Source organism: Melittangium boletus DSM 14713 (assembly GCF_002305855.1).
Lineage (GTDB): Bacteria > Myxococcota > Myxococcia > Myxococcales > Myxococcaceae > Cystobacter > Cystobacter boletus.
In genome coordinates this window covers 1,322,372-1,340,239 of record NZ_CP022163.1, presented here as the reverse complement: position 1 = coordinate 1,340,239, position 17,868 = coordinate 1,322,372, and the positions used below count along the sequence as shown (strand labels likewise).

Genomic DNA, 17,868 nt, shown 5'->3' with positions numbered 1-17,868 from the left:
CGGGGATGAGGGGGGAGGGCCCGTGACGCGGGGCGTTGCCAGGCGCGTCCGTGACGAGTAGCGCGCAGGAGGGTGCTCGACGTCATTCGCAGGTGGGCGGCCCGGAGACGAGGAATTGCTGCTCCGTCGTCCGGCCCTGTCCATCCATCACGGAGACCACGATGACGTGGATGTTTCCGTTGATTCGACACGGGGGCGCCGTCCACGTGATCCGGCTTTCATGGGGCGTATTGGACTGCTTCTTCAACGCGCCCTCGAACGAGAACCAGAGGAAGACCAAGGGGACCTCCTTGGGACCCGCCTGGGGCATCCGGGCCTTGACGAACAGGGTGATCTCTTCACCGGAATTGGCCACGGTCGCCGATTGGTGGACTTCCTCGATGATCGGCGGCCCATCGAGGGCTGGCGTATCCGTGTCCGTGTCCGGTTTGGGCTCGGGTACCGCTGGCGCACAAGCCGAGGCATCGCGGGCACATTCCGTCCGCCGCAGTTCCTCTCCGAAGTCCGCGCACCCTCCGCTCGTCAGTGCCAGGGCCACCCAGGCGGCGGTCCAACCCGGAGCGAATGAATCACGACGCGTCATCTCCTGTACCCCTCGCGCGAAGAGGACGCCGCGCGTCCTGAGCGGGCAAGGTAGGAACCCGCACGAGGTGTGAACACCCCGAATCCTTCCCGGAGTGATGGTTGGAGGACAGGCGACGGGCCGTCAGCCCAGGGGATGTGGAGGCTGCCGCCGTCCGTTTGTCGCCCGGGAGTTGATGCGCGCCCGGTGCCACGATGCGCAGCCAGTGGCCGTCGGAGCGCCAGAGCCACTTTGGCGCGGAGGGCCGCCCACGGGAACGTGGTGGAGGCAGGGAGCTGGGATGGGTTCAATCCCGGAGGACTCAAGGGGCTCGTGGGGTGAGGACGAGGCCGTCGAGGACACCGTAGGCGTAGAGGGCGGCGAAGGCGTAAGCGCCCACGAGGTAGGAGATGTTGAGCCCTCGGGCCATGCCCGCGTCCCCGGCGCTGTACCGACCGTCGGGACCCCGCAGCGCCAGCGCCGTGCCCAGCGATGTCGCGGAAATGGCCAGACACGCTCCCTGCGTCACCGCCAGCACGGTTCCCTGGGTGCGCCGGCCGTGCTGGAAATGGCCCACGCCGAAGGGCACCAGGTACCAGCCACGCGAGGGGGAGGCTGTTCCCCGGAGTGCCAGATCCGCCGGAGAGGGCTCGGGGGTTGAAGGAAGGGACGGCGTGAGGGCGGGCGGACGGCGCATGGCGGTCAGCGCGGCGATGCGCTCTCGATGAACGGTGCGCACGCGCGCCACGAAGGCGATGAAGTCCGGAGGGTACAGCAGCGGATCGAGCTTCGTGTCAGGGCTGGCGCCGAGCCCCAGCACCGCCTCGTTTTCGGCGCGGGCCGGATCCTCCTGAGCGTGGTAGGTGGCGGCCAGCAGCAGATGGGCCTCGCCCTCCAGTGGGTCCTCGTGCAGTTGCAGTGGGTAGAGGAGCGCCTCCAGCTCGGCACGGGCCCGCGCCAGCTCACCGGATTGGTATGCCGCGCGGGCCGGCTCCAACGGGGACGCGAGTGACAGGACCAGGGCCACGACGATGCCCGTCACGGCGCCACCTCCACCACCACCTCGATGCGCTGGCCAGCCACGACGTCCACCTCGCGTTGTAGGGGGGCCACGCCGGGCGCCCGGGCCGAGACGACGTGCGAGCCGTGCTCGACATTCACGGGGCCGGACAGCGGCGCCACCCCTGCCTCTACCCCATCGACGAAGACGCGGGCACCCGCTGGCGCGACGATGACCAACTCGGCCTTGCGCACCTGGAGCTTCACCTCTCGCGACACGAGTTCCCCGGCGGCCACCTGGATGACCTCCTCCCAGGCGTCACACAGCGGGTTGACGAAGCGCAGCCGGTGCGTGCCCGGTGACAGGTTCACCTCGCGCACACGCGGCGTGTAGCCCCGGCTCTGGTCGTCCACGAACACTTCGGCCCAGGGGCGTGTCGCCACCCTCAGTGTCGCGGGCTCCACCGGTTCCCCGGACAGGGGTGCTCTCGTGGCGGAGGCGGCGGCGCCTTCGCGTGAGCCGGAGGGCGCCGGAGGCGTGGCTTGCCGGGGAGGGTTGCTCCCGGAGGTTGCTCCATGTGTCGGAGCACGCGCCCCTCTCGCGCCCTCCGTCCTGGTGGGCGCGGCCATGCGCACGGGCACCGCTCCCGCTGGTGCGGAGCTGGCCGTTTCCCTGGGAAGGGTCTTCAGGGGATCGGGTCGGGGTTCGCCGCTCGGCACCCCCGCTCGGGTCTCCGGGTCCTGTGCGGGAACCTCCGCGATGACTCGCTCCTCGACTCCCTGGGCGGGATGCCGCGGCGGTGTGTGCCCCCGGTGTACTCCCCATCCCACCACTCCGACGACCGCGACGATGCCGGCCAACGTCGCACCCACTCCGAGCGCCGTCGCGCGTCGGGCCTTCGGACGTTCGCGCAGGAGTGACATCACCTCGGGCGAGTCCGGCCGGAGCGACAGGGCCTCGTTGAGAACCTTCGCGGCCCGTGCCCCCTCGCCCCGGGCCAGCATCGAGCCGCCCTCGCTCAGCAGCCGTTGAAAACGGGCCTCGCGCCAGCTCGCCGCATACGCCTCCGGTGCCTGGAAGAAGGCCCGGGCCTCCTCGGCGGGAGGGCCGGCCATCCGGCCCACCACGTCCTCCAGCATCCGTGCCAGCTCATCCCCGTTCGCGGGCCGATCGCGCGAGTCCCGCGCGAGACAGCGTGCCACCAGCGCATTCAGCGGCTCGGGCGTGCCGGGCACCACCGAGGCCAGTGGCGGCGCATCCTTCGTCATCACCGAGGCCGCCAGGTACGCGGCCCCCTTTCCTCCATGCGGTGTGGTGCCGGTGCACAGCTCGAAGAGGACGACACCCACCGCGTACACGTCCGAGGCCGGCGAGAAGGCTCCGGTGTCGATGCGCTCGGGCGCCATGTACGCCAGCGAGCCCGTGATCGCGCCGGTGCTCGTCAGCCGCTCCTGGTCGGCGAGTGCGGCGATGCCGAAGTCCGCCAGCTTCAGCGGCCCACCCCGGGCCACCAGGACGTTTTCCGGCTTCACGTCCCGGTGCACCACACCCCGCGCATGCGCCGCCCCGAGCGCCCGGGCCAGCTCCCAGCCGAGCACCGCCGCCACCTCGGGAGGCACGGGCGAGAGCCTCCGCGCCAGCTCGCGCAGGTCCTCTCCCCGCACCCACTCGCAGACCAGGAAGGGTCCGCGCGCCGCGTCCTGTCCGAAGTCGTGAATCTCCAGCACATTGGGGTGTTTGACCGAGGCCACCAGCGCGGCCTCCTGGCGGAATCGCTCGGCGCGGCGCCCGTCCCCTCCCGGGTGTAGCACCTTCACCGCGACCTGGCGCGATAGCCGGAGGTCCGTGGCCAGGAAGACCGTGGCCATGCCTCCGCGTCCCAATTCCTGTTCCAACTGGTAGCGGCCGGCCAGCGGTTCACCCGTCATCGCGGGCACATTGTAGGGCCCGGCCTCCTGGGAGCAACCTCCGCCTCAGGGCAGGCGGCAGGCGCGGAGCGCCGTCGAGCCCACCTGCTCGCACGAGCCCACCGCGCCTCCGGGGCAATCCCGGTCGAGCAGGCAGGGCTGGCGGCACTGCTTCACGGTACCGGAGGCCACACAAAAGCCGCAGCGGGCACAGTCCAGGGAGGTTTCACACGTGAGGCCCACCGTCTCCGGCGGCGTGTTGGTGCACTCGTTCACGCACACCGAGTCCGGGGCACACCGGTAGTCGAGCGGGCAGCTCCAATCCGTGTTGCAGATCGTCTTGCAGCGGCGCTGGGCATTGCATGTCGCGGAGCCCGGGCAGTCGCGGCTTTCGCGGCACGCCTCACCGAGCCGCGGCCCCTCCTCGCACCGGTGCCACGTTTCGTTGCAGCGCGAGCCGTCCGAGCAGTCCGAGTCCCGGGTGCATGCTCGGACGCACACGCTGTCGACGCAGTCCGCCCCGGGGGGGGCGCAGTCGCATGCCTGGGCACAGTGCTCGTTCAGGGGCACCTGGCCCGCGCAGCCCGCGTCCTCGGAAGGAGCCGGGTCCGTTCCCCCGTCCCCTCCGTTGCTGGAGGTGGGGGCGCAGGCCCAGGTGCTGCTCCCAGGTTGCGGCACGGGCGTGCACGCGTAGCCCGGGCGGCCGCACGTTTCGCCACAGGCGCGCATGCACCGGCCCAGCTCCTTCACACACACCGAACCCGAGGCGCAGGTGTCTCCCGCGCCGCAGGGCGCGAGGCAGTAGCCGCCAGGGAAGCCCATTCCACAGGTGAGCCCGGCGCCACACGTGGCGTCGGAGGTGCAGGCCGCACCCACCTGCGCGGACTCCAACGCCACCTGGACACATGCGCCCGCCACGCACGCCTCGCCGTCGTCGCACCGGAAGGAGTCGTCGCAGCGGACCTGGATGACGAGCGGGCACCCGGCGGCCACCAGGGCGATGAGTGTGGAGGCGATGAAGAGGAGTCGGCGCATGGGGCAACAGGGGGACTCTATGTGAGCGGGGGCGGAAGGACAGCTCCGGAGGGGGCGCTGTCCTTCCGCCCTCCTGTCACGGGTTCAGGCGTGGTGGATCGAAGGGCGCGCTACATGCACACGCCGCTCATGCCCGGGAAGGACGCGCAGCTGTTGCTGGCGCACTGGTCGTTGCTCGTGCAGGGCATGCCAGGCGCGCCGGAGCTGCAGAAGCCGAGGACCGCATTGGTATAGGGCTTCACGCAGTTCCAGCTGGAGGGGCAGTTCGAGTTGTCCTTGCACATGCCCTCCATGCAGAAGCGTCCCTTGCCGCTGAGGTAGCCGTCGTTGCAGACGGCGCCGAACTGGCCCGTCGGGCACACGCCGTCCTGCGGGCACGGCGGGAACGAGGCGCAGTAGGCGTCCTGCTTCGTGTTGTTCTGCTCGTTCGGGTCGACGCAGATGGCGTACTTGTCGCAGCCATCCTCCGCGGAGCCCGACCTGTCCGGGTCGCACGCGGGCTTCACCTCGGGAGGCTTGAGGCTGCAGAAGTTCTTGAGACACACCTGCGTCGCTGCGCACTGGCTGTCCGAGGTGCACGTGGGCACCGACTTGTTCTTGCAGTAGAACGGCGGCCCGATGTCCTCGGTGTCGCAGTACATGCTGTCCCCGCAGTCCTTGTTGGAGGTGCAGCCCGGGGCGCAGATGCCGTTGAAGCAGAACTGGCCGTCGGGACACCTGTTGGTGGCGTTGCACAGGCCCTGCGGCAGGGTGTTGCCGCCGCCGCCGCCTCCTCCTCCTCCTCCGTTGTTGCTGTCAGTGCCTTCGCCGCCCGAGCTGTTGCCACAGCCCACCGCCAGCACCAGGAGGAACGCCATCATCATCCGCTTCATGTGTTTGCCCTCGTGAGTCCTGCGCATCGGCTCCTGCCGGCGCAGCTGGGCACCCCTTGGGCAAGTGGAGTGCCAGGGGGCTTCGGAGCGGTGGATGCCCACCATTTCGCGGGCTTGCACGCCTGGGAGTCCCAGGAAGGCCCTCTGGCGCGGGAGGAACGTGCCAGAGCTGGCACGCGCGAGGGCCCTCCCGAGGGGACACGCGTGTCAGTCCCCTTCGCCCAGGTAGCGGAACAGGGAGCGCAGGCCGATCCCCAGCGCCTGTGCCGCCTCCTTCTTGCTCCCTCCACTGCGGGTGATGGCCTCGCGCACGTACCGTTGAACGAAGGCGTCGCGGGCCTCGTCCAGAGGCGTGAGGGGCGCATCGTCTCCGCCCAGCTCCAGGTCCTCCGGGCCGAGGCGCTCTCCCGAGGCGAGGATCGCCGCGCGCCGCACCCGCGATACCAGCTCCCTCACGTTGCCGGGGAAGGGGTGGCCTCGCAGCGCCTCGGTGGCCTTCTGGGTGAGGCCCCGCGCGCGCCGACCCTCTTGGAGCAGGACATGGTGGGCGATGAGCAGCACGTCGTCGCCACGCTCGCGCAAGGGCGGCACGTCGACGCGAACCTCCTCCAGCCGGAAGAGGAGGTCCGCCCTGAAGCCTCCCTTCTCCACCAAGGTCTCGAGCGGCACGTGCGTGGCCGAGATGACGCGCATGTCCACCTTGCGCGGGTGGTTTTCTCCCAACCGCGTCACCTCCCGCTCCTGCACCACTCGCAGCAGCCGCGACTGGAGGGCGAACGGCATGTCCCCGATTTCGTCGAGGAAGAGCGTTCCCCCGTCCGCCGCCTCCACCAGTCCCGGCCGGTCCGACCCCGCGCCCGAGAAGGCCCCGCGCGCGTGGCCGAACAGCTCCCGCTCGATGAGGGACTCGGGCAGCGCCGCGCAGTTGATGGCCACCAGCCGCCCGCGCCGTCCACTGCGCCGGTGCAGCGCCCGCGCGACCCCCTCCTTGCCCGTGCCTGTCTCGCCCTGGAGCAGCACGTTGAGCGAGGTGGGCCCCAGCCGCTCCACCTGCCGGTAGAGCTCGCGCATGGGTCGCGACTCGCCGATGAGGCCCTCGAAGGTGGCTGCTTCGATTCGTTGTGTGAGGTTGTCCACCTGGGCGCGCAGCTCCGTCAGCTCTCTCGAGGTGGCCAGCAGCAGCGCCGCCAGCGCGGAGAGGGCCAGGGCCTCCTCCAGCTCCACGGCGGAGAAGGGCGCGCTGCCCACGCGCCGTCCGAGGTACACGGCCGAGAGCGGCGCGGGCTCCGCGCGCAAGGGCAATACCAGTGCGGAGGTGAGGCGCAGGGCCACGACGCTCGGCGCTCCGGCCAGCACCGCGTCCGCGGCCACGTCCGCGACCAGCACGGGTGCTCCCGAGGCCTCCACCCGCTCCACCAGACTGTCCACCACCGCCGCCTCCGGTACGGGCCCGGTGGCGCACAACACGTGGCGCCGCGCGCCTTCCGCCGACACGAGGAAGCCCACGTCCGCGCCCGTCGCCTCCGCGAGTCCGCGCATGGCCGTCTCCAGCAGCTCCGCGGGAGGGCGTTGCACCAGCAGCCGGGACGCGAAGCCCGCGAGGACCGAGACGAGTCTCCCGTGTGCGGTGGCCGTGGGCGGGGCCACCCCTGGAGCCTGGGCCTGCTCGGAGGAGGCGAGGGTGAGGAGGGCACTGCCCACGGAGAAGGCATCTCCCGGGCGGAGCGGGGCGAGTTCCACGCGCTTGCCGCGCACGCGCACCTCACAGCCCCTGCTCGCGGGAGCGACGGACCAACCGCGCGCGTCGCGGAAGAGCAGGGCGTGACTGGCCTTCACCCCGGACACATCGAGGACGACGTCGCAGGCGGAATCGGAGCCCACGGACATCACGGGCTTCGTCAGCGGAAGGCGGCGGCCATCGGGAAGGACGAGGAATACCGACATGCGACGGATGAGCCTATCGGGCCCACGACCACCCGTCGTGCTTGCTCCCTTCACGTACGCCAAGAGCCGCCGCCACCTCACGCGGGCGAACACGTCGGCCCTCTTGCGCTCCATCCTGATTCATAGTTAGCTATATAGCGTGCTATGAAATGGAGGTGCGGCATGGAAATCGATCTTCTGGCGGGGTTTGGCGTGGGCTTCCTGGGTAGCCGGCTCAAGCGCCTGGCCGAGCGGATGCAGGCCGACGCCGTCGAAGTGGCCCGATCGCTGGACCTGCCGGTCCAGCCGGCCCAGGTGTCGCTGCTGATGACGATCCGCCTGCACGGCCCGATCACGGTGGGCGAACTCGCTGAGCGCTTGCATCTGGCCCAACCCACGGTGACCCGCGCCCTCGGGACACTGGAAGACTTCGTCGAAGCGCGGCGCTCGCCGGGCGACCAGCGCTCGAAGCGCCTGGCGCTGACGGAGAAGGGCGAGGCCCTGATGGTCCGCATCCAGACGCAGCTGTTGCCGCGCATCGAGCCCGCCGCCGCCTCGCTGGTCGAGGGTCTGTCGGGCGACTTCATGCAGGGCCTGGCCAAGGTGGAGGCGCGACTGGACGAGGCCTCGCTGCTGAGCCGGATCGAGGCCGCCGGTCCGCCCGCGATGTGGGCGCGCGACTTCTCCGACGACCTGACCGACGCCTTCTATCGGATCAACGCCGAATGGATCGCGGACATGTTCGCCCTCGAGGAGAACGACATCGCCCTCCTGTCGAGGCCGCGCGAGCTGATCCTCGACAAGGGCGGGGTGGTGCTGTTCGCCGAGACGCCGGAACTGGGCGTGGTCGGGACCTGCGCCCTGATGGTGTCCAAGGACGGCTGGGTCGAGCTGACCAAGATGGGCGTCCTGAAGAGCGCCCGGGGCCTGAAGGTTGGCGAGTTCCTGCTCGCCAAGACCCTGGAGCGGGCCTCCAGCCTGGGCTTCGGCAAGGTCTATCTGCTGACCAACAAGAAGTGCGCGGCGGCCATCCATCTCTACGAGAAGCTGGGCTTCGTGCACGACGCCGAGATCATGCGGCTGTTCGGGGCGCGCTACGAGCGATGCGACGTGGCGATGTCGTACCGACCGAGGGGTTAGCCCCACCCCCGCCGTAACGTTTGGAGGCATGACCGATGACCGAACAACACGCGTACTTCGTCCGCATGGACGACCGCCGGTTCCTTCCGCGGCGCCCCTGCGCCGGCGCGTGGAATCCGGACGAGCTGCACATCAGTCCCGTCAATGGGCTGCTCATGCATGAGCTGCGGCGCTGGCTCGCCGACCGCCCGAATGGCGCCAAGCTCGTGACGCGCATCAGCTACGACTACCTCGGCGTTCTCGACTTCACCCCATGTGACGTGACGTTCGAGGTGCTGCGTCCTGGTCGCGCCATCGACCTCGTCGAAGGGATCCTGTCGCAGCATGGCCGTCCCGTACTCCGCGCGCGCGTGTGGCTGCTCTCGACCCATGACACGTCCGGGATAGAGGGCGGCGCACGTGAGCCCTTGCCGCCGCCCGAGGACGGCCGTGTGTTCGACCTCAGCAGCGTGTGGCCGGGTGACTACGTCGCATCGATCGACATGCGCGTCATCGATGGCCCGAGCCCGGGCCGGACCACGGCGTGGATCACGACGCCGCTGGCGATCGTCGAGGGCGAGCCCGTGAGCGACCTCGCTCGCTTCGCGTTGCTCGTGGACACGTCCAACGGGATCGCGGTCCGTCACCGGCCAGAGGAGTGGCAATTCCCGAATGTCGACCTCACCATTCACGTGTTTCGCCAGCCAGTCGGCGCCTGGACCGGCTTCGACACGCGCGTGATCTTCGGACCGGCGGGCCACGGCCTCACGAGCACCGACCTCTTCGATGTACACGGGCATGTCGGCCGTGCCGAACAGACCCTGCTCGTCCGGCCTCGATAACTCGAGCGCCGCGGCGACTTTGTTGCGTCCTGCCGAGTCTGGCGTGCGATGTCAGCGTGCCCTCTTCGGGGCAGATGGCCTCTTCCCGGCGCTCTTCTTCCTGGCTGGAGCGGCCTTCTTCTTCGCGGTCGCCTCCATCGCCTTTCGTGCCTCGGTCTTCTCGCCTCGACGCAGCGCGAGCGACGCCGCGATCCACTCCGGCGCGTAGCTCGACGTGCAGCCCTTCGGGATTGGTCGCGGGTCCCACCGGCCCAGGCGCTCGCCGATGGCGATGGCCTCCTGGGTGTACGCGGGCAGGTGGAGGCCGATCCAGACGAGGCAGAAGTTGATGCCCTCCTTCACCCGGTACGGTGCGGGCGGCAACTCACGCTCGATGCGTTCGAGCGTCGCGCGGACATCGAGGTCCTTCGCGAACCCGCGCGCGATGCGCCCGGCGAGGAGTCTCCACCCGGCGCGGAGGGGAAGTTCCTTGCCGCTGTCCATCCACCGCACCTGTAGCGCCTCGGCGATGGGCGCATGCACGAGCACGCGTCCGACGAGCTCGTCGACCAGGGTCGGATTCGAGAGCGGCTCGAGGAGCGCGCGCGCCTCCTTCACGGTGAGCGCCACGGGATCGAGCAGCATGCACGCGAGGAGGCGCGCCTCGTGGTTGCCCGTCGCCCACAGCTCCAGGCCGAGCCCGTGGTTCGTCCCGAGCTCCTCCGCGAGGCCACGGATCTTGCCGAGCAGCACGCCGAAGACGTTGTCGCCCGCGCCATCGCGCACGTAGCGCTGGCGCACCTTCTCGTCGCCCTGAGCCTCGAGCTGTTTCATCACCTGGGACAGCGTCATTGTTTTCGGCATGCGAGTCTCCTCACGTGCGGTCTTTTACCCGATAGGCCAGGGGTCCAGGCACCCCCCGGAACGGCTGACGAGCCCTCGAACCACGTGGAGGGGGAGGACTTCGCGAGGCGCCGGGGTGAGACAGAATAATTTCCCTGCTCCCTCGTCCCGGGCCCCGACCCTGGAGTGACGCGTCCCTTCAGGGAGGGGATATTCCATGCACCGTGGTTTTCGAGGCCTTTCCGTCGCGCTCGTGCTGTTCACCGCTGGCTCCGCTTCCGCCGTGGAGTTCAATTACACCTGGAAGAAGGGAGATGTGCACCGCTTCCAGTACGAGGATGATTCGAAGATCGAGATGAAGATGCCGGGCGGCATGGGCGGCATGGGCGGCATGGGCGGCATGGGCGGTATGCGGATGCCCGGCATGAACATGCCCGGCATGAACATGGGCGACGGGGGAATGAGCACCCAGATGAAGGTTCAGTCGACCTTCAGCCAGAAGGTGCTCGCCGTGGGGCGCGACGGCACGGCCCAGGTGGAACTCACCCTGGAGAAGATGGACTTGATCCAGGGGGGACAGCGCCTCGCCGCCCTGGACCAGATTCCGCCCGCCGCGAGGAAGGTGAAGGCCGAGGTGGACCGCAAGGGCCATGCGAAGTTCTTCCGGATGGTGACCGTCTACGTCCAGGAGGGTCGTACCCTGGTCGGTGTCCATGACGTGAAGGTGGGCCCCCGGGGAGCCAGCGCCTCGATGCGCGCGGGCGACACCCGCGTCGATGTGGTCGCGGCGGTGGACTCCAAGACGGGCAGCGTCTCCCTGGCCATGCAGGAGAAGAAGGTCCCTCCGGCACTCAAGGCCGTGAAGGTGAAGGCGGAGGATCCCGGCGTGGACGTCCTGCCCCGGCAGATCTTCGAGATGATGGTCCTTCCCGAAGGGCAGATGGAGCCGGGCAGCCGGGTCGAGGTGAGCACCCCCGTGGGGCCCCTGGCGACAACGCTCTCCACCCTGGAGGGCAGCGTGGCCCAGCTCCATATCACCGTGGCGCAGCGCATGGACGCACCCACCTCCGGGACCCGTGACGAGCGTCAACCCGAGGACGTGAGCGAGGACTCCGCTCCGGCCGCCATGGGCGGCATGAACATGGGCGGCATGAACATGGGCGGCATGCCCTCCTCTGGGGGAAGTCCTTCCGACGCCTCGGCCATGGGCACGAAGACGGAGGTGGATGTGACCAGCGGCTTCGACGTGGCGGCCGGTCGACTCCTCCACGTAGAGGGCACCTCGAACATGGAGCAGTCCATGGGCGGCAGCGGCATGACGGTCCGCTCGCGCTTCTCGCTGCGGCGGCAGTGAGGGTGGATTCCGCCTCCAGGCCCTGAGCATGCGGGGCGGTCTCAGTCCGGGGAGCGCACCGCGCACAGGAGGATGCCGAGCGCGGTGTACCAGCCGAGCACGGGTCCCGCGCCCGCTCCCATCACCGGGACCGGGTAATTTCCCCACTCGGTGACGGCGAGCGTCCCCAGGAAATACGCGGCAAACGCCCAGGCCAGCCACGCGGCGTCGCTCCGCGCCGAGCGCAACCTCATCGCCCCCTGGTGCATGGGCAGCAGGAGGAGCCCCAGCGCCACGAGCGCTGCCAGGAGCCAGGGGACGCCCAGGTCGGCGGCGAGGTGAACGATCCGCTCGACGTGGGGCACTGCCTCGAGCGGATCGGCTCTCGCGCACGCCCACACGGCCCCCATCGCGGCGAGACCTCCTCCCGCGACCTTCCACCCCCAAGCGAGGGAGCGCGCCCCACCCAACAGCACCAGTACGCCCGCCAGGAACGCGAGCGCCTGTCCGGCGTCGGGTTGAGCACCGTGCAGCAGTTGGATCCCGATGACGAGGCCCAGCGCGAGGCCCGGATGGGCCTGATGCAGGAGCCCCCACAGGGCCAGCAGGGCCCACGGCAGGGTGATCACCGAGGCGTTCAACCGCACGGGCCCGAGGGAGATCCAGCGGTGGACGCTCTCGAGCGGGGGAAACAGCAACGTCGCGGCGTGTAGGGCGAGGACCATCGCCGCGAGTCCGGGGATCCAGCGCACCAGGTGGCCCCAGGAACGGCGCGCGAGCCACGCCGCGAGCGCCACCCCGAGCACGGCGGCCACGAGGTTGGTGGCGAACGCCTTCACGGAGACACCCTGTGCCCGGGCAACCAGGGCTCCCAGGAGCATGGCGGGCAGCGGCAAAATGCCCGCCACGAATGGACGCGAGACGGCGAACCCTGGCTTCACCTGCGCTCTGGCGTTTGCGCTCAAGCCTTCATCAGCCCGTTCACCCGCGGATAGGGCATCGACTCGGCCGTGACTGGGGCCGACAGCCCATCCTTCAGGAAACTGCCCGCCAGCCGCGCCGCATGGGCGTACATGGCCTCGGAGATCGCGCTGCCCGCCGTGATGCGCCGCACTCCCAGCTTCTCCAACTCGGCGGCGGGGGCGAGGGTGGGGCGGGCCATGATGTTCACCGGCAGGCGGGTGCCTTTCACCATGGCGGCGATCTCCCTCATGTCGGTCATGCCCGCGGGAAAGATGCCGTCGGCGCCCGCCTCATAGAGTCCGGCGCGGCGGATGCATTCGGCGGCGCGCTGTCCCTCGGGGGCAAGCCCGCGCAGATAGACGTCGGTGCGGGCATTGATGAAGATGTCGAGGCCTTCACGTTTCAGGGCTGCGCGGATCGCCTTGATGCGGGCGACGAGGTTTTCGGGCGGCAGGTCGGCATCCTCGATGTTGAGGCCCGCGACACCCAGGCGCGCGACGGAGGTCACGGCGGCGGCCACTTCCTCCGGCGTGTTGCCAAAGCCGCGCTCCATGTCGAGGGTCAGGGGCACGTCGAGGGCGCGGATGATGGCGCTGGCGGTCTGCAGCAGGCGCTCGAGCGGCAAGGCGTGGCCGTCCTTGTAGCCCCAGGCCCAGGCGACCCCGGCGCTGGTGGTGGCGACGGCCTCGCCGCCCAGGCTCTCGATGAGGCGCGCGCTCCCAGCGTCCCAGGCGTTGGCCAGGAGCAGGATGCCGGACTGATGCAGGCGGCGGAAGTCGGCGGTCTTGGTCATTGAAAGGCGTGGTCTCGTCGACGCGGTGAGTCAAACAGGAATCAACAGTAATAACCGTAAAATTTGAGAAACTGGTTGTGGTGTCTCGTTTCAGCCTGTATACAGTGAATCCGTTAATTTCCTGTTTTAATTCCAGAGAGAGCAAGACATGGCCTATACCGCGAAGAAGACCGCGTGGATGGTGGGCGCGGCGATGCTGTGCACCTCAACCGTGGCGTGTGACCAGAACGCCCAGGTCGTCGAGCCGCAAGCCATCGACAGCATGGCGCAGGCGGCCATCGTCTCGAGCATCGCCGAGGGCGACTATGTCATCCGCTCGGCGATGACCAACAAGTGTATCGACGTGGCCTCGTCGAGCACGGCGGACGGCGCCAAGGTGCAGGAGTGGGATTGCAATGGCACCACCGCGCAGACCTTCCACCTGTCCCCGACATCGGACGGCTACTGGAAGATCATCAACGTCAACAGCGGCAAGGCGCTCGACATCTCGGCGGTGAGTACCGAGCAGAACGCCGTCCTCAACCAGTGGTCCTACGTGGGCGGCGCCAACCAGCAGTTCCGGTTCATCGCCCGCGGCAACAACCAGTTCAGTTTCCACCCGCGCCACACGGACATGGCGATTGATCTGTACTGGGGCTCGGCGGACAACGGGACCAGCCTCGTGCAGTACCCGTACACGGGAACCGCCAACCAGCACTGGACCTTCGACAAGGTTGGCGGGAGCACGGGTGGTGGTGGCCCGGCCGGCACGGTGCCCGTGGTGGTGACCAACAAGTGCCCCTTCGCCCTCAGCGTGGTGCTCTCGGGCGTGGGTGACGTGGCCCTCGAGCGCGACGGCGCGGGCAACAAGATCTTCCGCACCCTCGGCACCGGCGCCAGCTACACCTACTATCCGCCGGGCAACTACCCCAGCGGCCGTGTGAGCGCCTACCGCACGCTGCCCTCGCCCTCCTCTCCGCGCGAGCTGGAGAAGGCCGAGTTCACGCTCGGGCCCGACGGCAACGGCGTGCAGAACATCTACTACAACCTCACGTACGTGGATCACGTGGGTCTGCCCATGCAGATCTCCACCCTCGGCAACAATGGCTGCAACACGGCCCAGTGCAACAAGAGCTACAGCGCGATGAGCACGGCCATCGCCAACGCGTGCCCGGACGGTCTGCGCTACAACATGGGCGGCGGCACCATCTGCCTCGCGCCGCGCTCCTTCTGCATCGATGGGGAGTACGCGGGCGATTCGCGCCGCGGCACGGTGTGCAACCGCCTGGACAGCGAGATCGCCCGGTGCGCGAGCAAGTACCCCGGCCAGTGCAACCCGGGCGGGGAAAAGACGCCCCAGGTGTACGCCTGCTCGGGCAACTTCTTCTCCCAGAGCGCCAAGTGGTGCTCGGCCATCACGCGCGGCATGGTGGACAACCCCGACAGCACGAACGTGGCCCAGTACTACAACACCGGCAAGCCCTTCAACCAGTACGCCAAGTGGGTGCATGACCAGTGCGGTGCGGTGTACTCGTTCGCCTACGACGACTACCCCATGGCGGCCAACCAGGCTGGCTTCTACACCTGCAACGGTGGCAAGCAGCTCAACGTGACGTTCTGCCCCGCGGGCTGATCCGCTCGTCCCACGCTGCCTTCCCCGCGCGCGCGTTCAAAAGCCCGGTCCCTCCACGGGGGCCGGGCTTTTTATGCGAGCGATGAACGTCATGCCCATCCTCTTGGGAGGATGCTGCTCACGCCATGACGCAAGTGCTCGGAACCTTCCCACCGGGCCTGGGCCGCGCGGTCGCCCGCGCCCCCGGCATCGAGCCGGTGCCATGTCCGCTCCGCGCCTTCGCGGTACGAGGGCGTTGACCATGCCCGCGGGACACGGAGGCGCCCTCACCGTTTTCCTCTGTGGCGACGTGATGACCGGGCGAGGCATCGACCAGGTGTTTCCTCATCCGTGCCCACCCCACCTGCACGAGCCCTATGTCCTCGACGCCCGGGACTACATCGCATTGGCCGAGGAGGTGAACGGTCCCATTCCCAGGCCGGTGGGCCCCAGCTACATCTGGGGTGATGCACTCGCGGAGCTGGAGCGGCGTGCTCCGGACGCGCGGTTGATCAACCTGGAGACCAGCATCACCACCCGCGAGGAGTGGTGGCCGGACAAGGGCATCCACTATCGGATGAATCCGGCGCACGTCGCCTGCCTCACGGCCGCCCGCATCGGGTGCTGCGCGCTGGCGAACAACCATGTGCTGGACTGGGGGTACGAGGGGCTACGGGAGACGTTGGCCACCCTGCGCGGCGTGGGCATCGCCACCGCGGGAGCGGGAGCCCTCCTGGAGCAAGCTCGGGCTCCCGCCGTGCTGGACGTCCCGGGCAAGGGCCGGGTCGTGGTGTTCTCGTTCGGGACGATGAGCAGCGGCATCCCACCGGAATGGGCGGCGGGCACGGACAGGCCAGGAGTGGAGCTGCTGGCGGACCTGACTCCCGCCACGGCACGGCTCATCGGAGCGAGGGTGCGATCCATCAAGCGCACGGGCGATCTCGTCATCGCCTCCATCCACTGGGGAGGCAACTGGGGCTACCAGGTGCCCCTTTCTCAGCGGGAGTTCGCCTGGACCCTCATCGACGAGGCCGGAGTGGATGTCGTCCACGGCCATTCCTCCCACCATCCCCGTGGCATCGAGGTCCACCAGGATCGCCTCATCCTCCATGGCTGCGGGGATTTCCTGAACGACTATGAAGGCATCCGCGGCTACGAGGACTATCGCGGCGACCTGACCCTGATGTACTTCGTGACGCTGGAGCCCACGAGCGGTCGGCTGCTGTCCCTCCGCATGACGCCCATGCAGGTGCGCCGCTTCCAGGCGTGCCGGGCCTCCTCCGCCGATGCCGGATGGCTGCAGGGCGTCCTGGACCGGGAGGGCCGCCACTTCGGAACCCGTGTCACCCTGGAAGGAGACGGCTCGCTCGCGCTCCATTGGAGCGGAGGCGGGCCGCCTACGGATTGAGCTTCAGCGTAGAGCAGGTCGCCGCCACCCACGGCCAGTTCCTCCAGGGAGACGGGTTCACTCGGCTCGCTCTAGCGCCCTCGCGTCTCCGAGCCGATGCCCTCCAGCTCCACGAGCGCGTCCTCCGTCAGCACGAGCCCGGCCGAGGCGAGGTTCTCGCGCAGGTGCGCGACGGAGGACGTGCCGGGAATCAGCAGGATGTTGGGCGCGCGGCGCAGCAGCCACGCGAGCGCGACTTGCATGGGCGTGGCGCCGAGCCGCCGCGCGACAGAGGACAAGGTGGACGACTGCAACGGGCTGAACCCGCCGAGTGGGAAGAACGGCACGTAGGCGATGCCGTCGCGGGCGAGACTGTCGATCAGGGCATCGTCGTCCCGATGCGCCAGGTTGTATTGGTTCTGCACGCAGACGATCTCGCGGAGCTTCCGGCCCTCGGCGACCTGCGTGGGGGTGACGTGGCTCAGCCCGATGTGCCGCACCAGTCCCTGGCGCTGAAGCCCGGCCAGGACGGTGAGGGGCGCCTCGAGAGAGCCTTCCGCGGGGTGATGCGGGTCGAACATGCTGCGCAGGTTGACGACGTCGAGCGCCTCCAGGCCCAGGTTGCGCAGGTTGTCTTGTCATGGACCGCCTGGGTCAACTCCTCGGGAGAGAAGGCCGGGAGCCACGAGCCATCCGCGCCCCACCTCACTCTCCTCCGCCAGCAGCATGAGTAGAGGTTGCCCTCCGCTTTGATCCGAGCCTACGCCCAACTGGGGGGGGCTCCGCGCGATGTTCACGGGTGCCAGGTTCTGGACTTTCCCGTCCATACGAGCCACAGGGTCCTCTTCGGCCCGACGTAAGGTTGCCGGTGGTTCCAAGGCAAGCGGGCCCTATTGGGAGGTCCCATGTTCCAACCAGCGCGGTGGGCGCTCATGTCCAGCATGTTGCTGGCTGCCTGCGCGGGAGTCCCTGGGCGTGGTGCTCCGGCTCGCTACGCCCAGTCCTTCGACTCGGCGACGAGCGCCTGTCGGCAGAACCCGGCGCTCTGTGCACAAGTGGCTGGGGAGGAAACCGTGATACCGCAGGCCGCGCGACGGCTCGCCGAGACTGGAGCCTCGGTCGCCGCGGTCGGGATGGCACTGAATGGGGACTTGAAGACTCAAATCGAGCAGGCCCTGCAGCAGTGTGCCGAGCATGCGCGCACCAAGGTGCTCAGTGATAAGCGTCAAGGGAAGATTCCCACGCAGGCGGAGTGTGACCAGCCGGCTCCTGGCATGGCCGTGAAACTGGCCATCTATCTTGGTGACGAAATGCATAAGGAGGCGCTCCAGTGTATTGGGGAGAGACTGAGCCAGTTGGTTTCAGGTCGATTCAGCCTGGAGCCGCGTTACCGCTACGACAGGATGACGAAGCAGACGACGTTCATCAGCGAAGAGGAGGCGCAATCTCTTCTACGACAGTGGCGGGGCGATGAGCTGAAAGGCACGCTCAGGCCCGATGTCGTCATCCACTCGGGCAATCCGCTCCAGGTCAATGTTGTCTATGATTTCAAATTTCCTTGCGCGGACGGAAGCAGGCCTACTCCATGGACTCGCTACACAGAGGGGCCACATCAAGGCTTCGATCAGAAGCAGGTGTACCGGGACGCTCTGGGGGTGGAACCCTTTCGCATCGTACCGTGGCTGGGGATTCTCAAATGAGTGAGCGCTACCCAAAAAT

The 17,868-nt window shown here is 68.7% G+C and carries 16 protein-coding genes; 6 read left to right on the top strand and 10 right to left on the bottom strand.

Annotated elements, in window-relative coordinates; genetic code table 11:
• Positions 1-82 precede the first annotated feature (82 nt).
• From MEBOL_RS05565 to MEBOL_RS05540, 6 genes are all read right to left on the bottom strand, one after another.
• Positions 83-583, bottom strand: a complete 501-nt coding sequence (locus MEBOL_RS05565; protein ID WP_095976431.1) for a hypothetical protein — start codon at positions 581-583, stop codon at positions 83-85.
• A gap of 301 nt (positions 584-884) precedes the next feature.
• Positions 885-1,604: a tetratricopeptide repeat protein gene (locus MEBOL_RS05560; protein WP_095976430.1), complete on the bottom strand. Its 720-nt coding sequence runs from the start codon at positions 1,602-1,604 to the stop codon at positions 885-887.
• Positions 1,601-3,490, bottom strand: coding sequence for a serine/threonine-protein kinase (locus MEBOL_RS05555; RefSeq protein ID WP_095976429.1), 1,890 nt, complete (start codon positions 3,488-3,490; stop codon positions 1,601-1,603). Before MEBOL_RS05555 ends, MEBOL_RS05560 begins: the two co-directional genes overlap by 4 nt.
• A gap of 45 nt (positions 3,491-3,535) precedes the next feature.
• Positions 3,536-4,504, bottom strand: a complete 969-nt coding sequence (locus MEBOL_RS42555) for a hypothetical protein (protein ID WP_245919484.1) — start codon at positions 4,502-4,504, stop codon at positions 3,536-3,538.
• Positions 4,505-4,614: 110 nt separating this feature from the next.
• Complete coding sequence (locus tag MEBOL_RS05545; RefSeq protein WP_245919482.1) at positions 4,615-5,403, bottom strand: Dickkopf N-terminal cysteine-rich domain-containing protein; 789 nt, start codon at positions 5,401-5,403, stop codon at positions 4,615-4,617.
• Positions 5,404-5,583: 180 nt separating this feature from the next.
• On the bottom strand, positions 5,584-7,320 hold the full coding sequence (locus tag MEBOL_RS05540) for a sigma 54-interacting transcriptional regulator (RefSeq protein ID WP_095982605.1): 1,737 nt from the start codon (positions 7,318-7,320) through the stop codon (positions 5,584-5,586).
• Between the two features lie 162 nt (positions 7,321-7,482).
• On the opposite strand from MEBOL_RS05540, the gene MEBOL_RS05535 reads away from it, so the two are divergent.
• Positions 7,483-8,439 carry a bifunctional helix-turn-helix transcriptional regulator/GNAT family N-acetyltransferase gene (locus tag MEBOL_RS05535; protein ID WP_095976427.1) on the top strand — a complete coding sequence of 319 codons (957 nt, stop codon included), beginning with the start codon at positions 7,483-7,485 and terminating at the stop codon, positions 8,437-8,439.
• 35 nt (positions 8,440-8,474) lie between these two features.
• On the top strand, positions 8,475-9,260 hold the full coding sequence (locus MEBOL_RS05530; protein WP_095976426.1) for a thioesterase family protein: 786 nt from the start codon (positions 8,475-8,477) through the stop codon (positions 9,258-9,260).
• A 51-nt stretch (positions 9,261-9,311) separates the two neighbouring features.
• Here MEBOL_RS05530 and MEBOL_RS05525 read toward each other — a convergent pair whose 3' ends face one another.
• A complete protein-coding gene (locus tag MEBOL_RS05525; RefSeq protein WP_095976425.1) occupies positions 9,312-10,103 on the bottom strand; it encodes a DNA alkylation repair protein in 792 nt (263 codons plus the stop codon).
• Positions 10,104-10,299: 196 nt separating this feature from the next.
• Between MEBOL_RS05525 and MEBOL_RS05520 the strand changes: the two genes are divergently transcribed.
• On the top strand, positions 10,300-11,436 hold the full coding sequence (locus MEBOL_RS05520) for a hypothetical protein (protein WP_095976424.1): 1,137 nt from the start codon (positions 10,300-10,302) through the stop codon (positions 11,434-11,436).
• A 41-nt stretch (positions 11,437-11,477) separates the two neighbouring features.
• Here MEBOL_RS05520 and MEBOL_RS05515 read toward each other — a convergent pair whose 3' ends face one another.
• Together MEBOL_RS05515 and MEBOL_RS05510 are read right to left on the bottom strand one after the other, a co-directional pair.
• Positions 11,478-12,323, bottom strand: a complete 846-nt coding sequence (locus tag MEBOL_RS05515) for a hypothetical protein (protein WP_157774778.1) — start codon at positions 12,321-12,323, stop codon at positions 11,478-11,480.
• Positions 12,324-12,376: 53 nt separating this feature from the next.
• Positions 12,377-13,171: an isocitrate lyase/PEP mutase family protein gene (locus tag MEBOL_RS05510; protein WP_095976422.1), complete on the bottom strand. Its 795-nt coding sequence runs from the start codon at positions 13,169-13,171 to the stop codon at positions 12,377-12,379.
• A 148-nt stretch (positions 13,172-13,319) separates the two neighbouring features.
• Here MEBOL_RS05510 and MEBOL_RS05505 point away from each other — a divergent pair, with 148 nt between their 5' ends.
• Complete coding sequence (locus MEBOL_RS05505; RefSeq protein WP_245919480.1) at positions 13,320-14,783, top strand: RICIN domain-containing protein; 1,464 nt, start codon at positions 13,320-13,322, stop codon at positions 14,781-14,783.
• 241 nt (positions 14,784-15,024) lie between these two features.
• Positions 15,025-16,170, top strand: coding sequence for a CapA family protein (locus tag MEBOL_RS05500; protein ID WP_095976421.1), 1,146 nt, complete (start codon positions 15,025-15,027; stop codon positions 16,168-16,170).
• 71 nt (positions 16,171-16,241) lie between these two features.
• On the opposite strand, the gene MEBOL_RS05495 is transcribed toward MEBOL_RS05500, so the two are convergent.
• Positions 16,242-16,730 (bottom strand): aldo/keto reductase, encoded by a 489-nt coding sequence (locus MEBOL_RS05495; protein ID WP_281256642.1) that lies wholly within the window; start codon positions 16,728-16,730, stop codon positions 16,242-16,244.
• Positions 16,731-17,081: 351 nt separating this feature from the next.
• Here MEBOL_RS05495 and MEBOL_RS05490 point away from each other — a divergent pair, with 351 nt between their 5' ends.
• Entirely contained in the window at positions 17,082-17,849 is a 768-nt protein-coding gene (locus MEBOL_RS05490) for a hypothetical protein (RefSeq protein ID WP_157774777.1), read from the top strand.
• The last annotated feature ends 19 nt before the right edge of the window (positions 17,850-17,868 follow it).

Excerpts from the sequence above, each read along its gene's own strand:
- MEBOL_RS05525 (WP_095976425.1), bottom strand. The coding sequence starts at position 10,103 with ATGCCGAAAACAATGACGCTGTCCCAGGTGATGAAACAGCTCGAGGCT.
- MEBOL_RS05565 (WP_095976431.1), bottom strand. The coding sequence starts at position 583 with ATGACGCGTCGTGATTCATTCGCTCCGGGTTGGACCGCCGCCTGGGTG.
- MEBOL_RS05530 (WP_095976426.1), top strand. The coding sequence starts at position 8,475 with ATGACCGAACAACACGCGTACTTCGTCCGCATGGACGACCGCCGGTTC.
- MEBOL_RS05495 (WP_281256642.1), bottom strand. The coding sequence starts at position 16,730 with ATGTTCGACCCGCATCACCCCGCGGAAGGCTCTCTCGAGGCGCCCCTC.
- MEBOL_RS05555 (WP_095976429.1), bottom strand. The coding sequence starts at position 3,490 with ATGACGGGTGAACCGCTGGCCGGCCGCTACCAGTTGGAACAGGAATTG.
- MEBOL_RS05510 (WP_095976422.1), bottom strand. The coding sequence starts at position 13,171 with ATGACCAAGACCGCCGACTTCCGCCGCCTGCATCAGTCCGGCATCCTG.
- MEBOL_RS05520 (WP_095976424.1), top strand. The coding sequence starts at position 10,300 with ATGCACCGTGGTTTTCGAGGCCTTTCCGTCGCGCTCGTGCTGTTCACC.
- MEBOL_RS05505 (WP_245919480.1), top strand. The coding sequence starts at position 13,320 with ATGGCCTATACCGCGAAGAAGACCGCGTGGATGGTGGGCGCGGCGATG.
- MEBOL_RS05535 (WP_095976427.1), top strand. The coding sequence starts at position 7,483 with ATGGAAATCGATCTTCTGGCGGGGTTTGGCGTGGGCTTCCTGGGTAGC.
- MEBOL_RS05500 (WP_095976421.1), top strand. The coding sequence starts at position 15,025 with ATGCCCGCGGGACACGGAGGCGCCCTCACCGTTTTCCTCTGTGGCGAC.
- MEBOL_RS42555 (WP_245919484.1), bottom strand. The coding sequence starts at position 4,504 with ATGCGCCGACTCCTCTTCATCGCCTCCACACTCATCGCCCTGGTGGCC.
- MEBOL_RS05545 (WP_245919482.1), bottom strand. The coding sequence starts at position 5,403 with ATGCGCAGGACTCACGAGGGCAAACACATGAAGCGGATGATGATGGCG.
- MEBOL_RS05540 (WP_095982605.1), bottom strand. The coding sequence starts at position 7,320 with ATGTCGGTATTCCTCGTCCTTCCCGATGGCCGCCGCCTTCCGCTGACG.
- MEBOL_RS05490 (WP_157774777.1), top strand. The coding sequence starts at position 17,082 with ATGTCCAGCATGTTGCTGGCTGCCTGCGCGGGAGTCCCTGGGCGTGGT.